The 19,450-nt window shown below is 42.5% G+C and carries 20 protein-coding genes; 9 read left to right on the forward strand and 11 right to left on the reverse strand.

Annotation, left to right across the window (positions count from 1 at the left end; genetic code table 11):
- Window positions 1-102: 102 nt before the first annotated feature.
- Genes rpoN through TX77_RS11880 form a run of 8 tightly spaced genes read right to left on the reverse strand, consistent with a single transcriptional unit; the run spans window position 103 to window position 6,977 of the window.
- On the reverse strand, window positions 103-1,374 hold the full coding sequence (gene rpoN / locus TX77_RS11845) for an RNA polymerase factor sigma-54 (protein WP_044505295.1): 1,272 nt from the start codon (window positions 1,372-1,374) through the stop codon (window positions 103-105).
- Between the two features lie 4 nt (window positions 1,375-1,378).
- Complete coding sequence (locus tag TX77_RS11850) at window positions 1,379-2,803, reverse strand: AMP-binding protein (RefSeq protein ID WP_049917373.1); 1,425 nt, start codon at window positions 2,801-2,803, stop codon at window positions 1,379-1,381.
- Window positions 2,804-2,814: 11 nt separating this feature from the next.
- Entirely contained in the window at window positions 2,815-4,002 is a 1,188-nt protein-coding gene (locus tag TX77_RS11855; RefSeq protein WP_044505296.1) for an acyl-CoA reductase, read from the reverse strand.
- Window positions 3,989-5,056: a LuxE/PaaK family acyltransferase gene (locus TX77_RS11860; protein ID WP_044505297.1), complete on the reverse strand. Its 1,068-nt coding sequence runs from the start codon at window positions 5,054-5,056 to the stop codon at window positions 3,989-3,991. Before TX77_RS11860 ends, TX77_RS11855 begins: the two co-directional genes overlap by 14 nt.
- Complete coding sequence (locus tag TX77_RS11865) at window positions 5,046-5,750, reverse strand: MBL fold metallo-hydrolase (RefSeq protein ID WP_230198143.1); 705 nt, start codon at window positions 5,748-5,750, stop codon at window positions 5,046-5,048. Before TX77_RS11865 ends, TX77_RS11860 begins: the two co-directional genes overlap by 11 nt.
- On the reverse strand, window positions 5,704-5,940 hold the full coding sequence (locus TX77_RS11870) for a hypothetical protein (RefSeq protein WP_044505299.1): 237 nt from the start codon (window positions 5,938-5,940) through the stop codon (window positions 5,704-5,706). Before TX77_RS11870 ends, TX77_RS11865 begins: the two co-directional genes overlap by 47 nt.
- Entirely contained in the window at window positions 5,937-6,674 is a 738-nt protein-coding gene (locus TX77_RS11875) for a MaoC family dehydratase (protein WP_044505300.1), read from the reverse strand. The genes TX77_RS11870 and TX77_RS11875 overlap by 4 nt, the downstream gene beginning before the upstream one ends.
- A gap of 3 nt (window positions 6,675-6,677) precedes the next feature.
- Complete coding sequence (locus TX77_RS11880) at window positions 6,678-6,977, reverse strand: NifU family protein (RefSeq protein ID WP_044505301.1); 300 nt, start codon at window positions 6,975-6,977, stop codon at window positions 6,678-6,680.
- 603 nt (window positions 6,978-7,580) lie between these two features.
- On the opposite strand from TX77_RS11880, the gene TX77_RS11885 reads away from it, so the two are divergent.
- The 6 genes from TX77_RS11885 (at window position 7,581) to TX77_RS11910 (ending at window position 14,236) form a co-directional block, all read left to right on the forward strand.
- Window positions 7,581-9,032 (forward strand): 4-hydroxyphenylacetate 3-hydroxylase family protein, encoded by a 1,452-nt coding sequence (locus tag TX77_RS11885; protein ID WP_044505302.1) that lies wholly within the window; start codon window positions 7,581-7,583, stop codon window positions 9,030-9,032.
- Window positions 9,033-9,184: 152 nt separating this feature from the next.
- On the forward strand, window positions 9,185-10,489 hold the full coding sequence (locus TX77_RS11890; RefSeq protein ID WP_044505303.1) for an acetyl-CoA hydrolase/transferase family protein: 1,305 nt from the start codon (window positions 9,185-9,187) through the stop codon (window positions 10,487-10,489).
- A gap of 125 nt (window positions 10,490-10,614) precedes the next feature.
- Window positions 10,615-12,063, forward strand: a complete 1,449-nt coding sequence (locus tag TX77_RS11895; RefSeq protein WP_044505304.1) for a hypothetical protein — start codon at window positions 10,615-10,617, stop codon at window positions 12,061-12,063.
- A 33-nt stretch (window positions 12,064-12,096) separates the two neighbouring features.
- Window positions 12,097-12,711, forward strand: coding sequence for a hypothetical protein (locus TX77_RS11900; protein WP_044505305.1), 615 nt, complete (start codon window positions 12,097-12,099; stop codon window positions 12,709-12,711).
- An 82-nt stretch (window positions 12,712-12,793) separates the two neighbouring features.
- Window positions 12,794-13,885: a glycerol dehydrogenase gene (locus tag TX77_RS11905; protein ID WP_044505306.1), complete on the forward strand. Its 1,092-nt coding sequence runs from the start codon at window positions 12,794-12,796 to the stop codon at window positions 13,883-13,885.
- Window positions 13,886-13,894: 9 nt separating this feature from the next.
- Complete coding sequence (locus TX77_RS11910; protein WP_230198144.1) at window positions 13,895-14,236, forward strand: CC/Se motif family (seleno)protein; 342 nt, start codon at window positions 13,895-13,897, stop codon at window positions 14,234-14,236.
- A gap of 102 nt (window positions 14,237-14,338) precedes the next feature.
- Here the strand turns inward: TX77_RS11910 and TX77_RS11915 are convergent, their stop codons facing one another.
- The 3 genes from TX77_RS11915 to yedE are packed head-to-tail and all read right to left on the reverse strand — an operon-like array spanning window position 14,339 to window position 15,889.
- Window positions 14,339-14,581: a putative Se/S carrier protein gene (locus tag TX77_RS11915; RefSeq protein WP_044505466.1), complete on the reverse strand. Its 243-nt coding sequence runs from the start codon at window positions 14,579-14,581 to the stop codon at window positions 14,339-14,341.
- An 8-nt stretch (window positions 14,582-14,589) separates the two neighbouring features.
- On the reverse strand, window positions 14,590-14,799 hold the full coding sequence (locus tag TX77_RS11920; RefSeq protein ID WP_044505307.1) for a sulfurtransferase TusA family protein: 210 nt from the start codon (window positions 14,797-14,799) through the stop codon (window positions 14,590-14,592).
- 13 nt (window positions 14,800-14,812) lie between these two features.
- The gene (gene yedE / locus TX77_RS11925) at window positions 14,813-15,889 is read right to left on the reverse strand and encodes a YedE family putative selenium transporter (protein WP_044505308.1); all 1,077 of its coding nucleotides are present in this window, start codon (window positions 15,887-15,889) and stop codon (window positions 14,813-14,815) included.
- Between the two features lie 336 nt (window positions 15,890-16,225).
- On the opposite strand from yedE, the gene TX77_RS11930 reads away from it, so the two are divergent.
- The 3 genes from TX77_RS11930 to TX77_RS11940 all read left to right on the forward strand — a co-directional run bounded on the left by TX77_RS11930 (window position 16,226) and on the right by TX77_RS11940 (window position 19,236).
- Window positions 16,226-17,374: an aminotransferase class V-fold PLP-dependent enzyme gene (locus TX77_RS11930; protein WP_044505309.1), complete on the forward strand. Its 1,149-nt coding sequence runs from the start codon at window positions 16,226-16,228 to the stop codon at window positions 17,372-17,374.
- Window positions 17,375-17,812: 438 nt separating this feature from the next.
- Window positions 17,813-18,181 (forward strand): nucleotidyltransferase substrate binding protein, encoded by a 369-nt coding sequence (locus TX77_RS11935; RefSeq protein ID WP_044505310.1) that lies wholly within the window; start codon window positions 17,813-17,815, stop codon window positions 18,179-18,181.
- Window positions 18,182-18,351: 170 nt separating this feature from the next.
- The gene (locus TX77_RS11940) at window positions 18,352-19,236 is read left to right on the forward strand and encodes a LysR family transcriptional regulator (protein ID WP_044505311.1); all 885 of its coding nucleotides are present in this window, start codon (window positions 18,352-18,354) and stop codon (window positions 19,234-19,236) included.
- Window positions 19,237-19,450 lie beyond the last annotated feature (214 nt).

Genomic DNA, 19,450 nt, shown 5'->3' on the forward strand with positions numbered 1-19,450 from the left:
TACATGATAAATATGCAGACATGATATAATTATAACAATTTTTGGTTATAGTAACAAGGCTGATAGTATTGAGAGAATCAACGTCGATAGATGAAAAATGGACTATTGATGACGAGAATAGGAGTTAGAAATATGCAGTATTTCTCGATATTTTTGAATTAATCTTCTTGAAAAGGAGTATTCGAACTGGTCCGTCAACAGTGCAGTTAATTGGGCATCACTGTACGGATGTTTGACGTCTTCGTTTTCAATCAGCCGAGCGAGAGACTGTTGTACGGCATCTTTCGAAATGGTTTCTTTTGTCTTAGGAAAAGGACGCTGAAATAAATGTTTGAAGGAAATGGTTTTATGCGGCGTTTGTAGATACTTGTCTTTTATAGAACGACTGATGGTAGAGGGATGAAGGCCTACTTTTTTGGCAATATCTGACAGCGTCATCGGCTGCAGCGGTCCTTGGTTCTGTAAATAGTCTTGCTGACAGTTCCAAATGGCATCGGTTAAGGCATGCAGCGTTTTACGGCGGCGTTCAATATTATAAAACAGTAGGCGACAGCGCGTATATTTGGTTTGGAAATATTCCTTTACACTTTCGTCGGTCGTTGTCCGCATCATCCGGACGTAGTAATCGCTCATGGAATAAGAGGCTGACCAGGAGTCGTTTAAAATGACTTCGTGGTCGGTGCCCGTGAATTGAATGATGACATCGGGAATAATATAGGAGGCTTCTGCTTCGAAGATGCCGCTAAGTGGTGCCGGATTTAATTTCTTGATGAGAGCTATGGCGGCATCGATCTTTGTTTTGGGACCCTTTACAGATTGGTAAATCTGTGAGCGTTTTTGTTTTCCTATATCTGAAAGATGATGGTCAATCAGTTTTTCCAATAGCGGGGTTAACTTGTGATTGCGACGTAGCTGCAATTTTAGACAGTCCTTGAGCGACGTCGCGCCTATACCGGCAGGATCCAGTTCTTGGAGACGGCATAGGCAGAAGTCAAAAAGGCCTGCCGGCAAGGGCAATTTTTCGGTTATTTCTTCTTCGGTTATGGTCAAGTATCCTCTGCTATCGACATAGTCGGCCAAATACGAAAACAGGGCCCACTGGGGTTTTGTAAAATTCGCGGAATTTACTTGTTCCAAAATAAATTGTTTGACGCTGCGCTCTTCCGGAGCTGCTACAAAATCTAAAAAGGAAGTATCGTTGTGGGCTGACGATCTTTGATTTGGGCTATACTCCATGAAGGGGTTTTCTTCGGATTCTTTTTGAAGCAGGTTGTACAGAGATTCTGTGGATAAGGCGAGAATATTCAACGATTGAATTTGATTGGTTGAAAGTTTTTGAAGCTCTTTCTGACTCAGTGTTAAGTTGGTGTCCATTGTTTCACCTTCCGTCCTTTTCGGCCAGGTCGTTCAAAATTGGGTACTGGGTTTTCCCCGACGTATTTTTGGGGATTTGTTCTATTTGATGGATACTGAAGCAGTGGATATGAAGGCCGAGTTTTTCGATTAAGAAATCTTCTATTTCTGGTTGTTTGTCTGTGGTGCCCGTCATAAAAATATGCAGGTCATCATCTTTTCCGGTACAAGCAAAGTCGCTAACGTCAAAGGTGTTTTTTAAGAGTTCTTCTACTTCATCCATATTTACGCGCTTCCCCATTATTTTTAGGAAGCGTTTTTTTCGGCCGGTAATATAGTAGTATCCGTCTTGATCAACATAGGCCATATCTCCCGTATAAAGCCGTCCATGTCGTAAGTCTCCTAAGGATAAATCCTCTGCTTTCTGAGCGTACCCCATCGTTACATTCGGACCGTCATAACAAAGTTCTCCGGTTACCTTCGGCGTCGTGATTTCCGTTTTTTCATCTTCCATGATGTGGAAGGTCCCGCCCGGGATTGCGATGCCGATACTTCCCAATTTTTCCAAGGCTTTATCAAATGGCAGATAGGACATGCGTGCCGTTGCTTCTGTTTGGCCATACATGACGATAAAACGCTTTCCTGTTTTGTGCGCAAATTCAAGATATTCCTTTTGCAGCCGTGTCGATAAATGGCCGCCGGCTTGAATCATCAGCTTCAATTTTGGCAAATCCATAGACATGATTCCAATGCGCTTCAAACACTCAAAGGTGAAGGGAACACCTGCCAGTGAGGTGATAGATTCTTTTTTACAGATGTTCCAGAATTCTTTATCAAAGACCGTATTTTCTGTCAGGCATTCGCAGGCACCCTGGAGGACATGGCTGTTTATTACTGACAGACCGAAGGTGTAGTGCATCGGGAGAGATGAAATCGGATGATCCAGCTCGGTGATTTTTAGATATTCAGCGATAGAGGCCGCATTTGATTGAATATTTTTATAACTTTGACGGACTAATTTCGGGCTTCCCGTACTTCCGGACGTCGTTAATAACAGGGCTAAATCCGGATGAATATGGTGGTTGATTTCATTACTATGATATAGGCCGTAATCATATAGTGTATATATTGGTTCTTCTGTATCATCTATGGGCTTAAACAGGTAATTGGGCTTATATCGCATCAATAATTGTTGCTGTAATTCTTCATCCATATCGTGATCGATGAGAAGGGGGACGATATGGTTTTGCAGGCAGCAAAGGTAGGATAGTGCAGAGCCTATGGTATTATGGCAGATAATGGCCGCTAATTGTTTGGGTTTATTTTCGATTAGTTGATGTACTTTTTTGCTGTGAACATACCAATCGCCATAAGTAATGGAATGGTCCATTCCATCAATAAATAAGAGATGATCTTGGTATTTAGGGTTTTCATCAAAGAAACACAACATAGGAATCCCTCCTAACGAATGATGCGGGTCAGTGATTCCAGTAGATTGCGGCCATCCCAAATTATATCCATATCCATGGCTTGCCCGATTGGTACAACTCGGTCTACACCGGTTACCTGAGCTTGGATGAGCTGGTTTCGAACTTCAGTTGGGGATATATTTAAGGTCGTGATAGTCTGGACTTTAGCCGTAAGGTAGGGGAATATGTCCGATAAATCTTGTAATGGATATTGAAAAAATTGACCAAAAGTTCCTGATAATTGAGTTATATCGAAGGGAAAGTCAGATAATGTATAGACATAAAGTCGGTTGTTGTCATATGCGATGGATTGAATTTCAGTTTCATGCATTGCAAATTTCCAGGCTTCGGTGAATTTTCGACTTACTTTAATCGGAGCCAGGTCGTATTTCTGTATTTCATGGACAACGGCTTTCCACCATCGCTGCTGCGCATCGATGAAGTCGCTTTTTGATCCAAGCCAAAAAATAAGTCTTGGAGAGGAGCAGGCATTTTGATCTACTTCATAGGTATCTAAATAAAAATGATGAACTTTTTCTTTTAATTCTTCATCTGAACAAGTAATGATATAATTGCTATCGAAGACCGACAGTGAGTAGCGATCGGGAAACGGAATGTCGATAGCCTTGGGAGATAAAGGGGATTTTCTGATTTCGAGAATTGTTTTGTCTCCACCCCAAATTATGCGGCTGTCACAGCATTTTGAAAATAAATCCGTTACTTTTTTTTCGTGATCATAGGTTATGATTGCATTTTGATTAAATAGGCGTCTATACGAAGGAGCGCGTAAGAGGTGATCGAATAAGCTGCAAATGGGGGAAACTGCTGGGACTAGCTTCGGCGATATCCGAACTACATTGGCGTTGCCGGCTAACAAGGATATGAATAGACTGTATAAAAACATGACGGGCATGTTAGATGGGGCAATGTGAAAGGTTAAGCCGCGTCCCAATCGAGTTTCAAGATAGGGAAGTAATTTTTTATATTCTTCTATTTTCCTTGGTCGAAGCCAAAAGCTAAAAGCTGCCCATTCCGGATTATCTTTTACTATTGGGAGATTTAACAGTTGGCGAGAGAACTCGTTACAAAACTGTACTGTCAACGGTGAAAAAGGAGGGAATGGAGTTGTTTTTTTGGGAATCATTCCTGCGATTGTCGTGAACTTTTTAATTGTGTGCATCGCTGCACCCCCTTATCTCCGCCTTGGCAATACGGCCGTCAATGCGAAAATATTTGCCTAAACGACCACAAGGGCAATCATCAATGCCTAATAATGTTCCCATGTCTTCTGTCAGAATCGAATGCCCGGGATAGGATGTTGCCAGCGGTGTTAATACCTGAACTATTCCAGATTCACCAATGGCGCAAGGGGAAAAGTCTTCAGGATTGCGGATAATGATATCTGAAAAAATACTGGCATGGAGGTGGCCTTGCTCACACTCCATATAAATACATCCGGTTTGTTCAGCCATACCATAGTAATTGTGAACTTTGCTGATTTTAAACTGCTCGTATAGACGCTGCTTATAAATTGTGGGCGAAACGGCTCGATCTTGCATCTTTTTCCAGCCACCGCCATGGATGAGAATCGCATTGGATAAATCGAGCACTCCCGGGTAATCTGCCAGCGCTTCGCATAAATACTGCCAAATCATGAAAGTGAACCCGAAAATGAGCACCGGTTGATCATGATAGGTTTGGATAAAGGTTCGGATGCTCTCTAGGTCTATCGACAAATCAGACTTTAGGGCATAATATTTTCGTTTGGCAAAAATAGAAAATCCTAAAACGGCAGCCCCTCTCGCATTGAAGGCATTGCGGTTTTTTAATAAGTCCGGCGTGTCGACAATGAGCATCGGCAATCGAGCGGAACCGATGAAGTTTTCTACAATATGGTATAAGGCAAATTGTTGATTGCTTGCTGTTGTAGTATCGAGATATAGGTGGGAAGCTATACCGGATGTTCCGGACGAGGTAATCACTTTGAAAACGTCCTGGTCGCTGATACTTTTTAACTCTTCTGTCTTAAAAAGAGATATAGGGAGCATGGGAATGGTTGAAATTTTGTTATAGCGATTGCGTTTGAGCCTTAAGGTGTTCAATGCCTGTCCGTACGGTGGGCAAGCCTTGCTGTGTTGAAGTGTTAATTCGGATAAGAGGTGTATATAATGGTGCTCTTTTTCGGATTGGGTCCAAGCAAATGGCGGCTGGTCTAGCCAAGTATTATAGTCCATAGGTATCCTTCACCTCCTTTGTCAATATAAAGGGTGCTCTGTGACCGGGATATGTTTTTATTGGTGTGGGTAAACTCCGTAAAACGGGCTTACCCCATTTTTCATAGGCCTGTTCATCCCCGCCAGGGAGTCGTGTGATGACATTTTCGTTTGGAATGAAGTAGTCTCCTGAAAACAAGAGTGCTTCATCGACGATGATACAACTGCTGCCGGGAGTATGGCCGGGGGCGGATTGGCATAAAATTGTATGCCGTCGCCAGGTCGTCGTGTAAACTTTTTCAAAGGTAATATCTGCCGGTTGGCAAGTAAAAGGCGGGTATGAAACTCTCATTTTTCCATTGCTCTTAAAATATAAATACGTTTCCATAATCCTTGTCATATTTAAGGTAGTACTTTGAATTCCCCGGCTGCAGGCGTCACTGCATAAAACTTTTACCGGATACTGTTTCCTGAGGTCGTTGAGGGCCGCTATATGGTCGCAGTGTTCATGTGTTAAAATGACAAGTTCCGGAGTTAGATTTTTCTCGGTAAGATAGGAATGGATTTTTTGAAAATTATTTGGATCGACGATGAGAACGCGATCCCCGGAGACTAACAGATAGCAGTTGCTGTCAGTCAGGGGATCGACAATTATTTTTTCGAGCATTTTAAATATCGACGCCGTATTTTCGTAAAATATCCATTCCTTTTTCATAAGAGCTGAATGCCAGCACATCGGGGGTATCAATGGAAATATCGAAGGTATCTTCCATTTCTTCCATTAATGTCATATGGCCCATAGAGTCCCATAATTTAATACTGCGATACTTTAGACCGGGTAGGTCTTCTTTTTTTAGTTTGAAATTATTCATAAAAAGCTGTTCGTATTTTTCTAAGTTTGTCATGATTTATTCTCCTGTTCTGTGTGATTGGATGTGTCGTGATAGATAAATAATGTTTTCATCATCAATTGATGGATAGTGCCTTCTACGACTCTGGTTCCATCTGCTTTTTGGCAAATTCCTCGAAATTTGCCAATGTACCAGCGTTTTTTTTCTTCGACACGAATTAGTTCTATCGACGCATTAATGGTGTCGCCGGGATAAACGGGAGCGGTAAAGGATAATTGTTCATCCATTAAAATCGTTCCATCGCCCGGGAAAATAGTTCCCATGATAGAAGATAAGAGGCTGGCGGTCAGTACCCCGTGAACAACGGGGCGGCCAAATCCATGGAGGGCCGCAAAGGTCGAATCGGTGTGCAGCTTTCCGGAATCTCCGGTCAGTGCAGCGAATTGATAGATGTCTTCATCGGTGAATGTTTTGGTCATGGTGGCAGTTGTGCCTACCCGTATTTCTGTTTTTGCTGTTGGGGCCTGTTGAGATGAAGCCTCCATTTCTTTTGAAAAGTCCTTAAATTGTTGCGGTGTGAGGAGTTGGCGGAACTGTCGCGCTGCGATACCCGTTTTATCTGCACAGGCCGTCATACAGCCACACACGAGCAGACAGATATCACAGACTGTATTTTCCACATCATATGTAAACATATGTTGAGGAAATTTTTTTTTCAGCTTTTCTACTTCGTGGCTGCGATCGTAGCGAGGGTTGCAGCCTCCGCAATATTTTATGCCTATTTTCATAGCTTACCTCTGCATATGACGCATGCGTAATATATCTTTCGCTTGAGCAATGAGGGAGTTGCTGACCCCGGTTACCAGGATAATGTCTTGGACCTCGGGGATGGACTCACGAATCTTATTTCCGATGAGTTCTTCTGTCGTTAATTGGGCTGACGGACAGCCGCTGCATTTTCCGGTTAGGCGGATTCGTAAAATGTGATTAGTGTAGTCGACGATGGCGACATCCCCTTGGTGTTCGGCTAAGATGGGTCTAATTTCTTTTTCTAATACAGATTCAATTTGTTGTTTTATAGAATCATTCATTGTATTCACATCCTATCTGATTAATTTAATTATTTATATGAAATTATCGTGCCAAAATTAAAAGGGATAATGTGTGATAAATAATAGTTCTTAATTTCACGATTTTGAAGGGGGAAAATAGGTGTATAAGTGGATATATTTTTAAATATAAAATATATCCGATATAAGCAAATACATAATGCGCGTGTGTAATGTAATGAGACAAAAATAAGATAAAATGTTTTACTGACTAAAAGCAAGAAAATATAGAAATAAACCTAGATTAACAATGCGTTTTGACGAATTTGCCGAACCAAAAATGAAACAAAATAAATTTGTTCCAAAATTAAAACAACATACTGTTGCAAATGTGCTAAAAGTGAAACGAATAAATGCTATAAATATAAGTAAAGCTAAATGTGAAATAGTGAACTATATTGATTGAAAAAAATAAAAATTTATCTGGATGAGATAATTACTATGCTTTTAAAGAAATAAACGCTATATTTTTTTTCATGATCATTTACTTGGCATGATTTTTGCTCTTACTATAGGCAAAGCACGTTATCGTGTGAACCAATTACTCAAAATTTATTATAAGATAAGTAGAAAGGATGATTTATTATGGCATTAATGACAGGCGAACAGTATATCGAAAGTATGAGAAAGAAAAATTTACAGGTCTATATGTTCGGTAAGAAAATTGCATGTCCTGCTGATGACCCGATTCTCCGTCCGTCCATGAATTCCGTTCGCATGACCTATGATCTGGCTCAGCAACCGGAATATCAAGAACTGATGACGGCCGTTTCTCCCTATACTGGTGAACGCGTTAACCGCTTTACCCATATTCATCAGAGCACAACGGACTTAATGAATAAAGTAAAAATGCAGCGCCTTTGTGGTCAGAAAACGGCTTCTTGCTTCCAGCGTTGTGTCGGGATGGACGCTTTTAACGCTGTATTCTCGACGACCTTTGATACGGACAAGAAATATGGAACAAAATATCATGAAAATTTCATGAAATTCTTGAAACGTGTACAGGAAGAAGACCTTACGGTAGACGGGGCTATGACAGACCCTAAAGGTGACCGTGGCTTGGCTCCGCATGCTCAGGCAGATCCTGATATGTATCTTCATGTTGTAGAACGTCGTCCGGATGGCATCGTCGTCCGTGGTGCTAAAGCACATCAGACTGGTTTTATTAATTCCCATGAAGTTATCGTCATGCCGACCATTTCCATGGGGGAAGATGATAAAGATTATGCAGTATGTTTCTCTTGCTCTACGGATGCTGAAGGCATTTTCATGATTGTTGGTCGTCAGTCTTGCGATACCCGTAAAATGGAAGGCGCTCCTATGGATACGGGCAATCCTGAATTCGGTGGGACAGAAGCTCTGGTCATCTTTGATAACGTATTTATCCCGAACGAAAACATCTACCTCAATGGTGAATATGAATTTGCCGGCGTCTTGGTTGAACGCTTTGCCGGATATCATCGTCAATCTTATGGCGGATGTAAAGTTGGTGTTGGCGACGTCCTCATCGGTGCCGCTGCCGTAGCAGCCGACTACAATGGCTGCCCGAAAGCTTCTCATGTTAAGGATAAGATTATCGAAATGCAGCACCTCAATGAAACCCTCTTTGCCTGCGGGATTGCCTGCTCGGCCCTGGGAACGAAAACTGAAGCTGGCAACTATCTTATCGATTTGCTCTTAGCGAACGTCTGCAAACAGAATGTAACTCGTTTCCCCTATGAAATCGTTCGGTTGGCTGAAGATATCGCCGGTGGTCTGATGGTTACGGCTCCGTCTGAAAAAGACCTTCGTGATCCGAAGATTGGGCCGTATGTCGACAAATACCTCAGAGGTGTCAACTCTGTATCGACTGAAAATCGTCTCAAAATTTTACGCCTGATTGAAAATCTAAGCTTAGGTACTGCTGCTGTCGGCTACCGTACTGAATCGATGCATGGCGCCGGTTCGCCGCAGGCACAGCGCATCATGATTTCACGCCAGGGCAACTTGCGCATGAAGAAAGAATTGGCTAAATCTATTGCACAGATCGAAGAATAATGCTTGATGAAAGCTGCTTACCATCTTTTCGATAAGGTGAACAGTTGGAATAATATAGTAGAGTAGATGAGATATTGACTGGTGCCTGCAACTGGGCTACTCCTCCTTCGTTGCAGGCCGTCAGTCGATTTATAAGAAAGTAGGTGTGTGTGATGGATTGGAGAAAAGAATATGGCAGCAAGATTGTATCTGCTGAAGAAGCGATAAGCCACGTCCAGTCCGGCAACCGTATTGTCTTTACCCATGCTTGTGGTGAATCACAAGTTTTAACCGAAGAATTGGTTCGCCAGGCCGATCGTCTTGAAAACGTAGAAATTGTCCACATGGTTGCAATGGGACAGGCTCCCTATTGTCAGCCGGGGATGGAAAAGCATTTTAAACATAATGCCTTGTTTGTCGGCGGTTCTACACGAAAAGCTGTTGAAGAAGGCCGCGCAGACTATACGCCGTGTTTCTTCCATGAAGCTCCTCAACTTTTTGCGGATGGAACATTGCCGGTCGATGTCGTTTTCCTGCAACTTAGCGAACCCGATGAAGACGGAAATTGCTCTTATGGCGTATCTGTTGACTATACGCAGCCGGCAGCGGAAGTTGCAAAGTTGGTTATTGCTCAGATTAATAAGAATATGCCTTATACTTATGGGAATGGCATCAACCTTAAAGATATTGACTATATCGTAGAGAAGGACGAAGATCTTATTGAACTCCAGCCGCCTAAAATTGGTGAAACGGAACGTAAGATTGGGGAATATATTGCTTCCTTGATTCACGACGGAGATACGTTGCAGCTCGGTATTGGCGCGATTCCGGATGCAGTACTGTCTTTCTTGGGCGATAAAAAGGATCTCGGTATCCATTCAGAAATGTTCTCTGACGGCGTCGTTGATTTAGCCCGTAAAGGCGTTATTACCAATAAAAAGAAGACGGTTGATCCGGGAAAATTCGTTTCTTGTTTCCTCATGGGGACCAAAAAACTATATGACTTTGTAAATAACAATCCGGATGTTTTGATGAAACCCGTCGATTATACCAATGATCCCTTTGTAGTCGCCAAAATCGATAATATTATTTCGATTAATTCGGCCATGCAGGTCGACTTGATGGGCCAAGTAAATGCTGAAATGATCGGATATAAACAGTTCAGTGGTGTTGGTGGCCAGGTCGATTTTGTTCGCGGTGCATCGCGGGCTAAAGGTGGGAAGGCCATCATTGCGATGTCCTCTACTGCCGGTCACGGTAAAATTTCGAAAATTGTTCCATTGCTGGATGAAGGTGCTGCTGTCACAACGTCTCGTAATGATATCGACTATGTCGTTACTGAATTTGGCATTGCCCATCTTAAAGGGCGCACCTTACGGCAGCGTGCTATGGAACTCATTAAGATTGCCCATCCGGATTTTAAACAAGATTTAATTGCAGTATTTGAACAGCGGTTTCATTGTAAGTATGAAGGATAAAAACAATACTCCTTGACATCCATGCGCCATAGCAACGATTTGGGTTATCGATAATTTCATACCGAATTGCGTTGCTTTGGCGCTATTTTTGTCTAAATTTAAAAGAGAAAGAAGGGAACAAGCTTATGTTCGGTCCTGTTTATAAACGTAAAGAAGGCGAACTTCAACCAGGGATTAATTTGCATATCTTTAATTTGGTCCTGCGTTTGCCTTTTATCCACTATCGTTTTGAATGGCCTGATTATGTTCAGGGGTTACTCCTCTGTGCTGTTTGTCTCGGCATTATTCCGGTTTTACAGGAATATTTAGGGATGCCTTTTGAAATTGCGATTACTATCGTTATCATGAACGGCTTTTTGTATACTTGGCATGCTCATTTGGGGGACCCGGTTGTCCCTGGGTGGATTACACCGGCTATTCCTTTGCTTTTATTATGGTTAGGTGAATTTCCGAATGATACGGCAGAACGTATGCATGCACTCATTGCCTTTGAGTTTGAGTTGGGGTTGCTTACTTTCTTCTTAGGGGCGACTGGATTAGCTAAACGTGTTGTCGATTTAGTTCCAGATGCCTTAAAATCAGGGATTCTGATTGGCGCTGGCATTGCAGCTGTCCGATTAGTATTCAATACCGGCGGTAATTTTGATAAATATCCATTTACCATTGCTATTGCCGTAGGCTTTGCTTTCTATTGCTCTTTTAGCAATCATTTTAAGAGCATCATGAATAAGAATAAAGTTTTCCGTGTTATTTCTGATTTAGGTTTATTGCCGGCAATGGTCTTGGCGGTTATTATTGCTCCTATTGTAGGCGAATTACCGTGGCCTACGATTGAAATGGGCTTTACTCATCCTCACTTTGTAGAAGTCTTTACTCAGTGGAGTCCTTTTGCGGAACGAATTGGATTCCCTGCGATGTCTTATTATGTCCAAGCAATGCCTCTGGTTGTTGCTACCTATGTTGTTCTCTTTGGTGAATTGATTCAGGCAGATGCTTTGATTGATGAAGCCCGCGAATTTCGTCATGGGGACGAAAACATTCACTTTGATGCCAATCGTAACAACGTTATCGTTGGTGTTCGTAACATGACGATGGCTATGTTAGGTCCGGACCTGTCGATGTGTGGTCCGTTATGGGCTGCTATGCAGGTTGTTATTTGTGAACGATATAAACACGGGCGTGAAGCAATGGACAGCTTGATTGGTGGGGTAGCTTCCTTCCGATTGGGGACTTTTACCGGGTACTGGTTGTCGCCTATTGTAAGCTTCGTAAAACCTGTTCTGCCAATTGCCTTAGCTTTGACCATGTTGATTCAAGGCTATGTAGCTGTTCGCGTTGGCGTTCTTCGTGCTAAGACCTTTAATGATCTTGGTGTTGCCGGCATTATCGGTGGTGTCCTCGTATCTCGTGGTGCTGCAATGGCTTTAGGTGTTGGGATTGTTCTTTGCCTGCTTGTATTTGGTAAAAATTTCTTCAAACGTAAAATGTCCCTGTATAATACCAAAGCAGATCCGATTTTCAATACAGCTGCCTTGAAAGAGCTGAATATTGAAAAAGAAGGCGCAGAAAAATAAGTAGTAGAATTTTGATATCCGGAGGTTTGTGCTATGCAGTATTATGGCGATCTGTTACGGAAAATGACAAAATCGAATACAACAGAAGTTTGTGAGTTTTTTGTGAGAAAATGTTTGATGAATGCGAAAAGCAGATCGACAAATGAAGGCATGAAACGTTTTTTCATGATTTGCGGAGTATCAGCTAATGATGGAATCAAAAATCTTCTGGAAAAAAATGAATTGACTTTTAATGGATATTGGTCCCACCGGCGGTATTTTGCGAAAATTAAATCCCAGGTTCCATTGGTGGTAAAGTCATATTTATCCTGTTTACTACTTTTATTATCTTCTCAGAAAACCCTGATTTTTCAAAAGACAGGGTTGAATGAATCCGACCTTTTGGCATATTGGTGTACTATTTTTAAATACGATGACCAGGACAAGGTTTATTTTAATGATCTTCTAAAAACAGTCAGCCAAGATACGGACGGAATCCTAAAGGTCTTTGAAGATTTAAATCGCATTTGCCATGATAATTTGAATGGTGGGGTTGAAACGAATATCCCCTGTACAAATGCAAACCGGGATATGTTGATTTGTCAAATAGAGGAAGATGTATATGTTCTTGCTCGTAGATTGGCAGATTTGCCGGATTTGTATTCATAATTTAGTGTATATTTTTATAGGCTCTCTTTTTGCAAGGAGAGCCTAGTTTTTTCTATGGAACATTTAAAGGTGGGGATTATCTATGTCTATTGGCATTAAAGCTCCTGGATATTATGTTCAAGGAGCGGGAGAGTTAGGTAAGTTAGGGAAATATGCTAAAAAGATGGGAGATAATTTTTTAGTGGTAATATCTCCCAACAATAAAAAAAGAGTCGGTAAAATCATTGACACTGCATTGACAGAAATAAATAAAACCGTGTTTTATGCTGAATTTTCTGGTGAGTGTACCCCAGAAGTCATTGCAGATATCCAGAGTTTAGCAGTGGATCATGGGTGTGATGTTGTTGTTGGTGTAGGTGGAGGAAAAGCGATTGATACCGCAAAAGCGGTAGCCACTAATTTAGGTGTTTTACCAGTTATTATTATTCCTACGATTGCATCTAATGATGCGCCCTGTAGCAGTGTGTCTGTCATCTATAATAAACAGGGGATTGTTATCAAAGCACTGATGATGAAACATAATCCGGATCTTGTTTTAGTCGATACTGATATCATTGCGAAAGCGCCTAAAAAATATCTGATTTCCGGAATGGGGGATGCGTTGGCTACTTATTTTGAAGCCCGGGCTTGTCGTCGGAGTAACGCTAAAACTATGGCGCGTGGAAATTGTTCTATTACAGCGTTAGCATTATCGGAGCTGTGTTATAAAACCTTATTGCAATACTCTTTAGATGCGTTGAAAGCCGTTGATGCGAAAACCGTGACACCTGCTTTGGACGCTGTCGTTGAAGCCTGTGTATACCTTAGTGGCGTTGGTTTTGAATCAGGCGGATTGGCAGCAGCCCATGCTATTAATGATGGGCTGGCTCATGTATCTCAAGCCCATCACGCTTCTCATGGTGAAAAAGTTGCATTCGGTTTATTGGCGCAGCTTCTTCTGGAAAAATCACCAAATGATGAGTGGGAAACTGTATTGAATTATATTAAATCTGTAGGGCTCCCGTCTTGTTTAGCTGATTTAGGGATTGTTGAAGTAAACGCTGAAGAACTGCAGGCGGTAGCGGAAGCCGCAACAGTGCCGACTCAATTCACAAAAAATGTTCGTCCTGATATTACGGCTGATGATGTATATAAGGCTATTATGGAAGCCGATGCCTTAGGACGTAAGAAATGAGGAATCAAGATGTTTACTATAACGGGACAAGCTAAAACGTATATTGAAACTAATGGCGGACAGGCTGTCGTCACCCTTGCTTTTGAACCGTCTGGCGGTTGTTGCTGCAAAGGAGATTTAATTTGGGGCAGCTATGTCCCTGAAGTTAGTTTAGGATCACCTATCAAACAAGATGGATATCCCTTCGAAAAAATTGATGATATCATTATCTGGTATCATCCTAAATTGCAGATTCAACAAGGTTATTCAGCTATTTCTATAAATTTGAAAAAGTTTTTATTTCAACAATGGTTGACCATAGAAGGTGCACAAGGAGTTGCCATGACTCGTGATAAGGCGTTTGAACTGTAACTAGTATTCACCGACGGTAGTCCAACTTCTAATTTGATTATTCTAAAATAAAAGTATCGCATCTGCACGGTGTACAGATGCGATACTTTTATCATTCTCATGTTATTCTGATTGAAAGACGGTTATATAGCCATCCTTTGTTTCTTTTACGATTTGTTCGACTTCATGACTTTCGTCAATTGTGAAGGTAAGGTCATCTGGGCCTTTAAAGCGGACGCAGGTCCCGCAAGATGCGCTTAGGGATCGGGGGACAGGCATCATCCGCTTCTCGACAATGCTTTCGGGAAGGGAATTGATGAATCGAATGGCCCCGAAATGGGAATAAAATAAAGCGACGTAGTACATGGCTTTCACTACTTCCGTGTGATTTTTAGGAGAAAATCGTCTCCTTGTTCGGCTGATTCTACGGCATATCCTTGGTGAGTGACGAAACGAGTGATGTTTTCAAGGGCAGCGTGGTTGTCTACCAGTACTTCACAGGTTTTGTCGTCTCTTTGTTGTTCTAAAGCTTTTTTTACCATAATAACCGGTTCCGGGCAGGAATAACCTCTGGCATCTATCATCATGTGGCTCACCTCAATTCATAGCTTTCTTTTGCGAATATGTGTTTACGATGGCAATGATTAAAACGACGATCAATCCGATGATAACTCCGTATTTACCGTTCATGGTCGGGCCATTTCCCGAAGCCGCTAAGGCAAAGTTATGGGCAAAGGCAGCTCCTGCAGCCAGGCCCAGGAAGGTAACGGCCGAGTCGGTGTTTCCTTCACCGGTTAAAATAAGCTGGCGCATGGGGCAGCCGCCGAGAAGGGCACAGCCGAAACCGGCTAAGAGCATGCCTAAGAAGTTCCAAAGTCCGTCGGCATGGGCGATGGGCTGTCCTGTGAAACCGGGATGGAAATTGCCGACAGCCAGATTTACGGCAAAGGCGGCGACTAAGAGGGCGATAAAGCCGAGTAATAATTTTGTTTCACGGAATAAGATGAAATCACGGATTCCGCCTACCATGCAAAAGCGGGTATATTGTGCCAAAGCGCCGACGATGAGACCGGCTCCCAATGAAATCCAAACGGCAGCATGCTTGGCCCCGGGACCGCCTCCGGCTGGGGTAAAGAGGATAAAGGCCGGTGCGAGAACTAATAAAATTAAAATGACGATTTGCACGGCCGGCATGATAAAGCCGTCGAGTTTGGTTTGCGTGTAGGTTCTCTTTAAGGAGTAACCGCGATTCAAGAAGAAGATACCGGCACCGATGCCGCAGGCAAAACCGGCAAGGCCGACTAAGGCATTCCAGTCACCGCCGGCAATTCGCAGAATCATTCGGAAGGGGCACCCTAAAAACATCAGGCAGCCTATCATGACGAAGAATCCCAAAATAAAGCGAGTGATGGGTGAGGATCCGCCCCGTGAGCCGTGTTCATGACGAATTAATGAGAGGATGAATGATCCCAGTAACAGGCCGATGATTTCAGGTCGAATATACTGTACGGCACCGGCTCTATGTAGTCCCAACCCTCCGACGGTATCACGGATAAAGCAAGCGATACAGAAACCCATATTGGCAGGATTTCCGGCAACGACTAAAAGACCGGCAATTACGCCAATGATGAGTCCTGAAATGATGATGACAATTTTTTCCCTTTCTAAACTCATTATCACTACCTCCTAGAATTAATTTGACTTTTGAATCGATATATCTAATAATTAATTATTAGACCTAATAATTAATTTGATTGTAACATGAGGAATGGAAAAAGTAAATTATTTCACACGTGGATAAATTATGAATTTTCTTGACTAGAAAACACTCTGTTAATATTGATAGCAGAAGGTATGGTGGGTTGCGAGACCTTGTTTTCCTAAGTATACTAATAGATAAATATACTGCTTTTCCATGGAAAAGGTGTAGTGGCCAGAGCGTCTAACAATTTTTGGATTTTTGAAAAATTAAGTTAAGCTAAGGCTTATTTCACCTCAAGGGGGATCGTTATGGACAAAATTTATATGGACAATGCTTGTACGTCTTTTCCCAAACCACCGTCGGTCGCGAAGGCGGTCGGGAAGTTTATTGCAAATTCAGGGGTCAATATTAATCGCGGTTCTTATGGACCGGCCTATGAGATGGAAAATGTTGTGTACCAGACCCGGCTAATTTTGAGTCGACTGTTTGGGTATCCCGACTGCAAGAATGTTAGCTTTACGGCCAATGTCACGACGAGTCTGAATATGATTTTAAAAGGGCTGCTTCGGCCGGGCGACCATGTACTGGTATCTTCGATGGAGCATAATGCCGTTATGCGGCCTTTAGTTCAATTAGCTCGTGAAGGCCTATCTTTTGATCGGATTCCCTGCACGAAGCAGGGAGAATTGTGCCTGCATGAAGCGGCGGCACTAGTTCGCCCCAATACCAAAGCGGTGGTGATGACTCATGCTTCTAATGTCTGCGGGACGGTCATGCCCTTGTCGGAAGTCGGCGCTTTTTGTCACCGCAATGGTTTGAAATTTATTGTCGACAGTGCTCAAACGGCCGGCGTTCTTCCGATTCATATGGAGAATATGCATATTGACGCCCTTTGCTTTACCGGGCATAAGGGGCTGTTAGGTCCGCAGGGAATCGGGGGCTTTATTGTTACCGACGAGTTGGCTGCCGACCTTCGGCCTCTTATCAGCGGCGGAACGGGAAGTTTATCGTATAGCGAGGAAGTTCCTGATTTTTTACCAGATAAGTTTGAGGCAGGAACGTTGAATTTGCCGGGGATTGTAGGCCTTCACGCTTCATTAGCCTATTTGTCAGAGGTGGGAATTAAGACTATATATGCTAAGGAAATAGAATTGACCAGCCGATTTTTGGACGGACTCAGGGACATTCCAGACCTGACGATTGTTGGTAAAAAAAATCTAGCTCAGCGAGTTGCTGTCGTATCGGTATATTCTGGCAGCAAGGACAATGCACAGGTCGCTTTTGAGCTGGAAAATCAATATGGCATATTGACTCGTGTCGGACTTCATTGTGCCCCAGTGGCTCATAAAACACTGCATACCTTTCCGACGGGGACCATCCGTTTTTCCTTCAGCCACTATAATACGGAAGAAGACGTTGATCGGTCTATTGCCGCCTTAAAAGCGATTTGTAAATAGGATGAATGTAAAGCTTTGATCCGGTGTGACAATGCACACCCCCTTTTGCAGGCCGATACTTGAAAAAAGAATGGCAGTGATTTTGACAAGGGCTAAACAGTGGTAATGACGATAAAAGATGGCGTTCACGGTGGTGACGTCATCTTTTTTGCATCATCCGAACCTTATCGTGTAATAAATAGCAATTGAATTTTTGATTTATGCAAATACAGAGGGAGTGATTAATGGTATAATTACTATTGTTGCTTTATCACTTGCGATGTTATCATGGATAATCCGATGAAACTGGAATGGAGGGATAGGTCTTCGATTTTTCCGGATTCAAGATGGGTCATATGGATGAAAAAAAGTATAGCCGCTGATGAATTAAAGTCTTTTGCAATTATAACCTTTATTTTATACGATAAGTATATAAGATGGTTAAAAGGTGGTGAGTCTATGAAAACCATTGATCTGTTTTCACAAGGCTTGAACGATTTTTCTTCTTTACAGAAAGAGGATTTATCGAATGTATTTATTTTGCACGGCATTGTTCATTGGTTTATGGATGAGTTTGATCTGGGACAGCAGGTGTTTCGCGATTATCTTTCGGAAAGTAATCCCTCGCTTGCCATTTCGTTGACCCCGAAGGAATTGATTTTGGATGCTTACGAACGGCATCTCTTTGTCGATGAATCGGTTTGGCTGTCCATGTTGAAAGATCGGTACCGTCCGGACTGTACGGAACCTGTAGAGGCGAAGGTGCAGCGGATTACCCGCTATTATGTACCTGCTTTCGAGTCGATGATAGAAGCCCTTGAAAACTGATTAAAAGGCTGTCATCTCGGTGACAGCCTTCACTATATGGGGAGGATGAACTATTTTCATGGAGCTGATGATTGTATTTGCGTCGACGGTTATACTGATGCCGGCTTTTCGGATGGGGAATTGTCAAAAAATGATTTGATGACATATTTTATATAGAAGGAGGCATGCTTATGAACATCAACCACTTTTCCTATTTTATCGAGACCGTGCGGGAAAACAGTATTACCCGAGCTGCGGAATCTCTCTTTATCAGCCAATCGACAATCAGTAAGGCCATAAAAAATCTGGAACAGACGTATAATACGGAACTCATCGATCGTAAGGCTCGTAAGTTTAAATTGACATCTGCCGGCGAAATTTTTTACAACAGTGCCGTCAAAATCGTATCGAATTATCAGGCTGAAACGGAAGTGCTGGCGACTCTTTTGCACAGTCAGCGGGGAAAGTTGATTCTCGGGATACCGCCTGTTACGGTAACGGTCATTCATTCGCTTTTACATCAATATCAGCAGATGTATCCCGAAATCACCCTGCAAATTACGGAAATCGGAGCCCAAACCGTTTTTTCACTGATACAGGCCGGTGCCGTCGATATCGGCATTATCATCGAGCCTTTTGACCATCCGGAGGTCAATAAAATCCCCATTATGGAGTCGGAAGCGGTTTGTGTCGTCTCGACGAGTCACCGCCTGGCTAATTATGATACCGTTTCTTTTTCCCAGTTAAAGGACGAGCCGTTTTTTTCGCTCGACAAATCTTTCATGCTTCACGACCGCATGGTGGAATCTTGCAAGGAAGCCGGATTCACGCCTAAGATTCAAATGGAGAGCGCACAATGGGACTTATTGGTAGAAGCCGTTTCTCATGGCGAGGGAGTCACCATCTTACCGAAGCCGATCATTCAAAAATTCTGCAGTAAGCGAGTAAAATCCCTGCGTCTCAGTAATCCGTCCCTTCCTTGGATTCCGTTAGCGGCGTACCATCAGGAGAAATTTCTGAGTACACCTATGAAACTCTTTTTGGATTTAGTTCAAAAATCGAAGCTGCACATCTGATTTTTTAGCACTTGACTCTTCGGAGTCAGGTGCTTTTTTACGTGAAATTTATTCATTACAGAGATGAAATCGATGTATTTTACAAAAGCATAGCAGCGATGATACGATGTAGGCAACAAAAGCATACGAGAAATGAATCTCAATTATTTACACGTGTGATAAACCAAGTAATGCTTTGAACCCCATGAAGGTTCGTCCCTTCCGGTCCGTGTTC

The sequence above is a fragment of the Megasphaera massiliensis genome, from assembly GCF_000455225.1.
Lineage (GTDB): Bacteria > Bacillota > Negativicutes > Veillonellales > Megasphaeraceae > Megasphaera > Megasphaera massiliensis.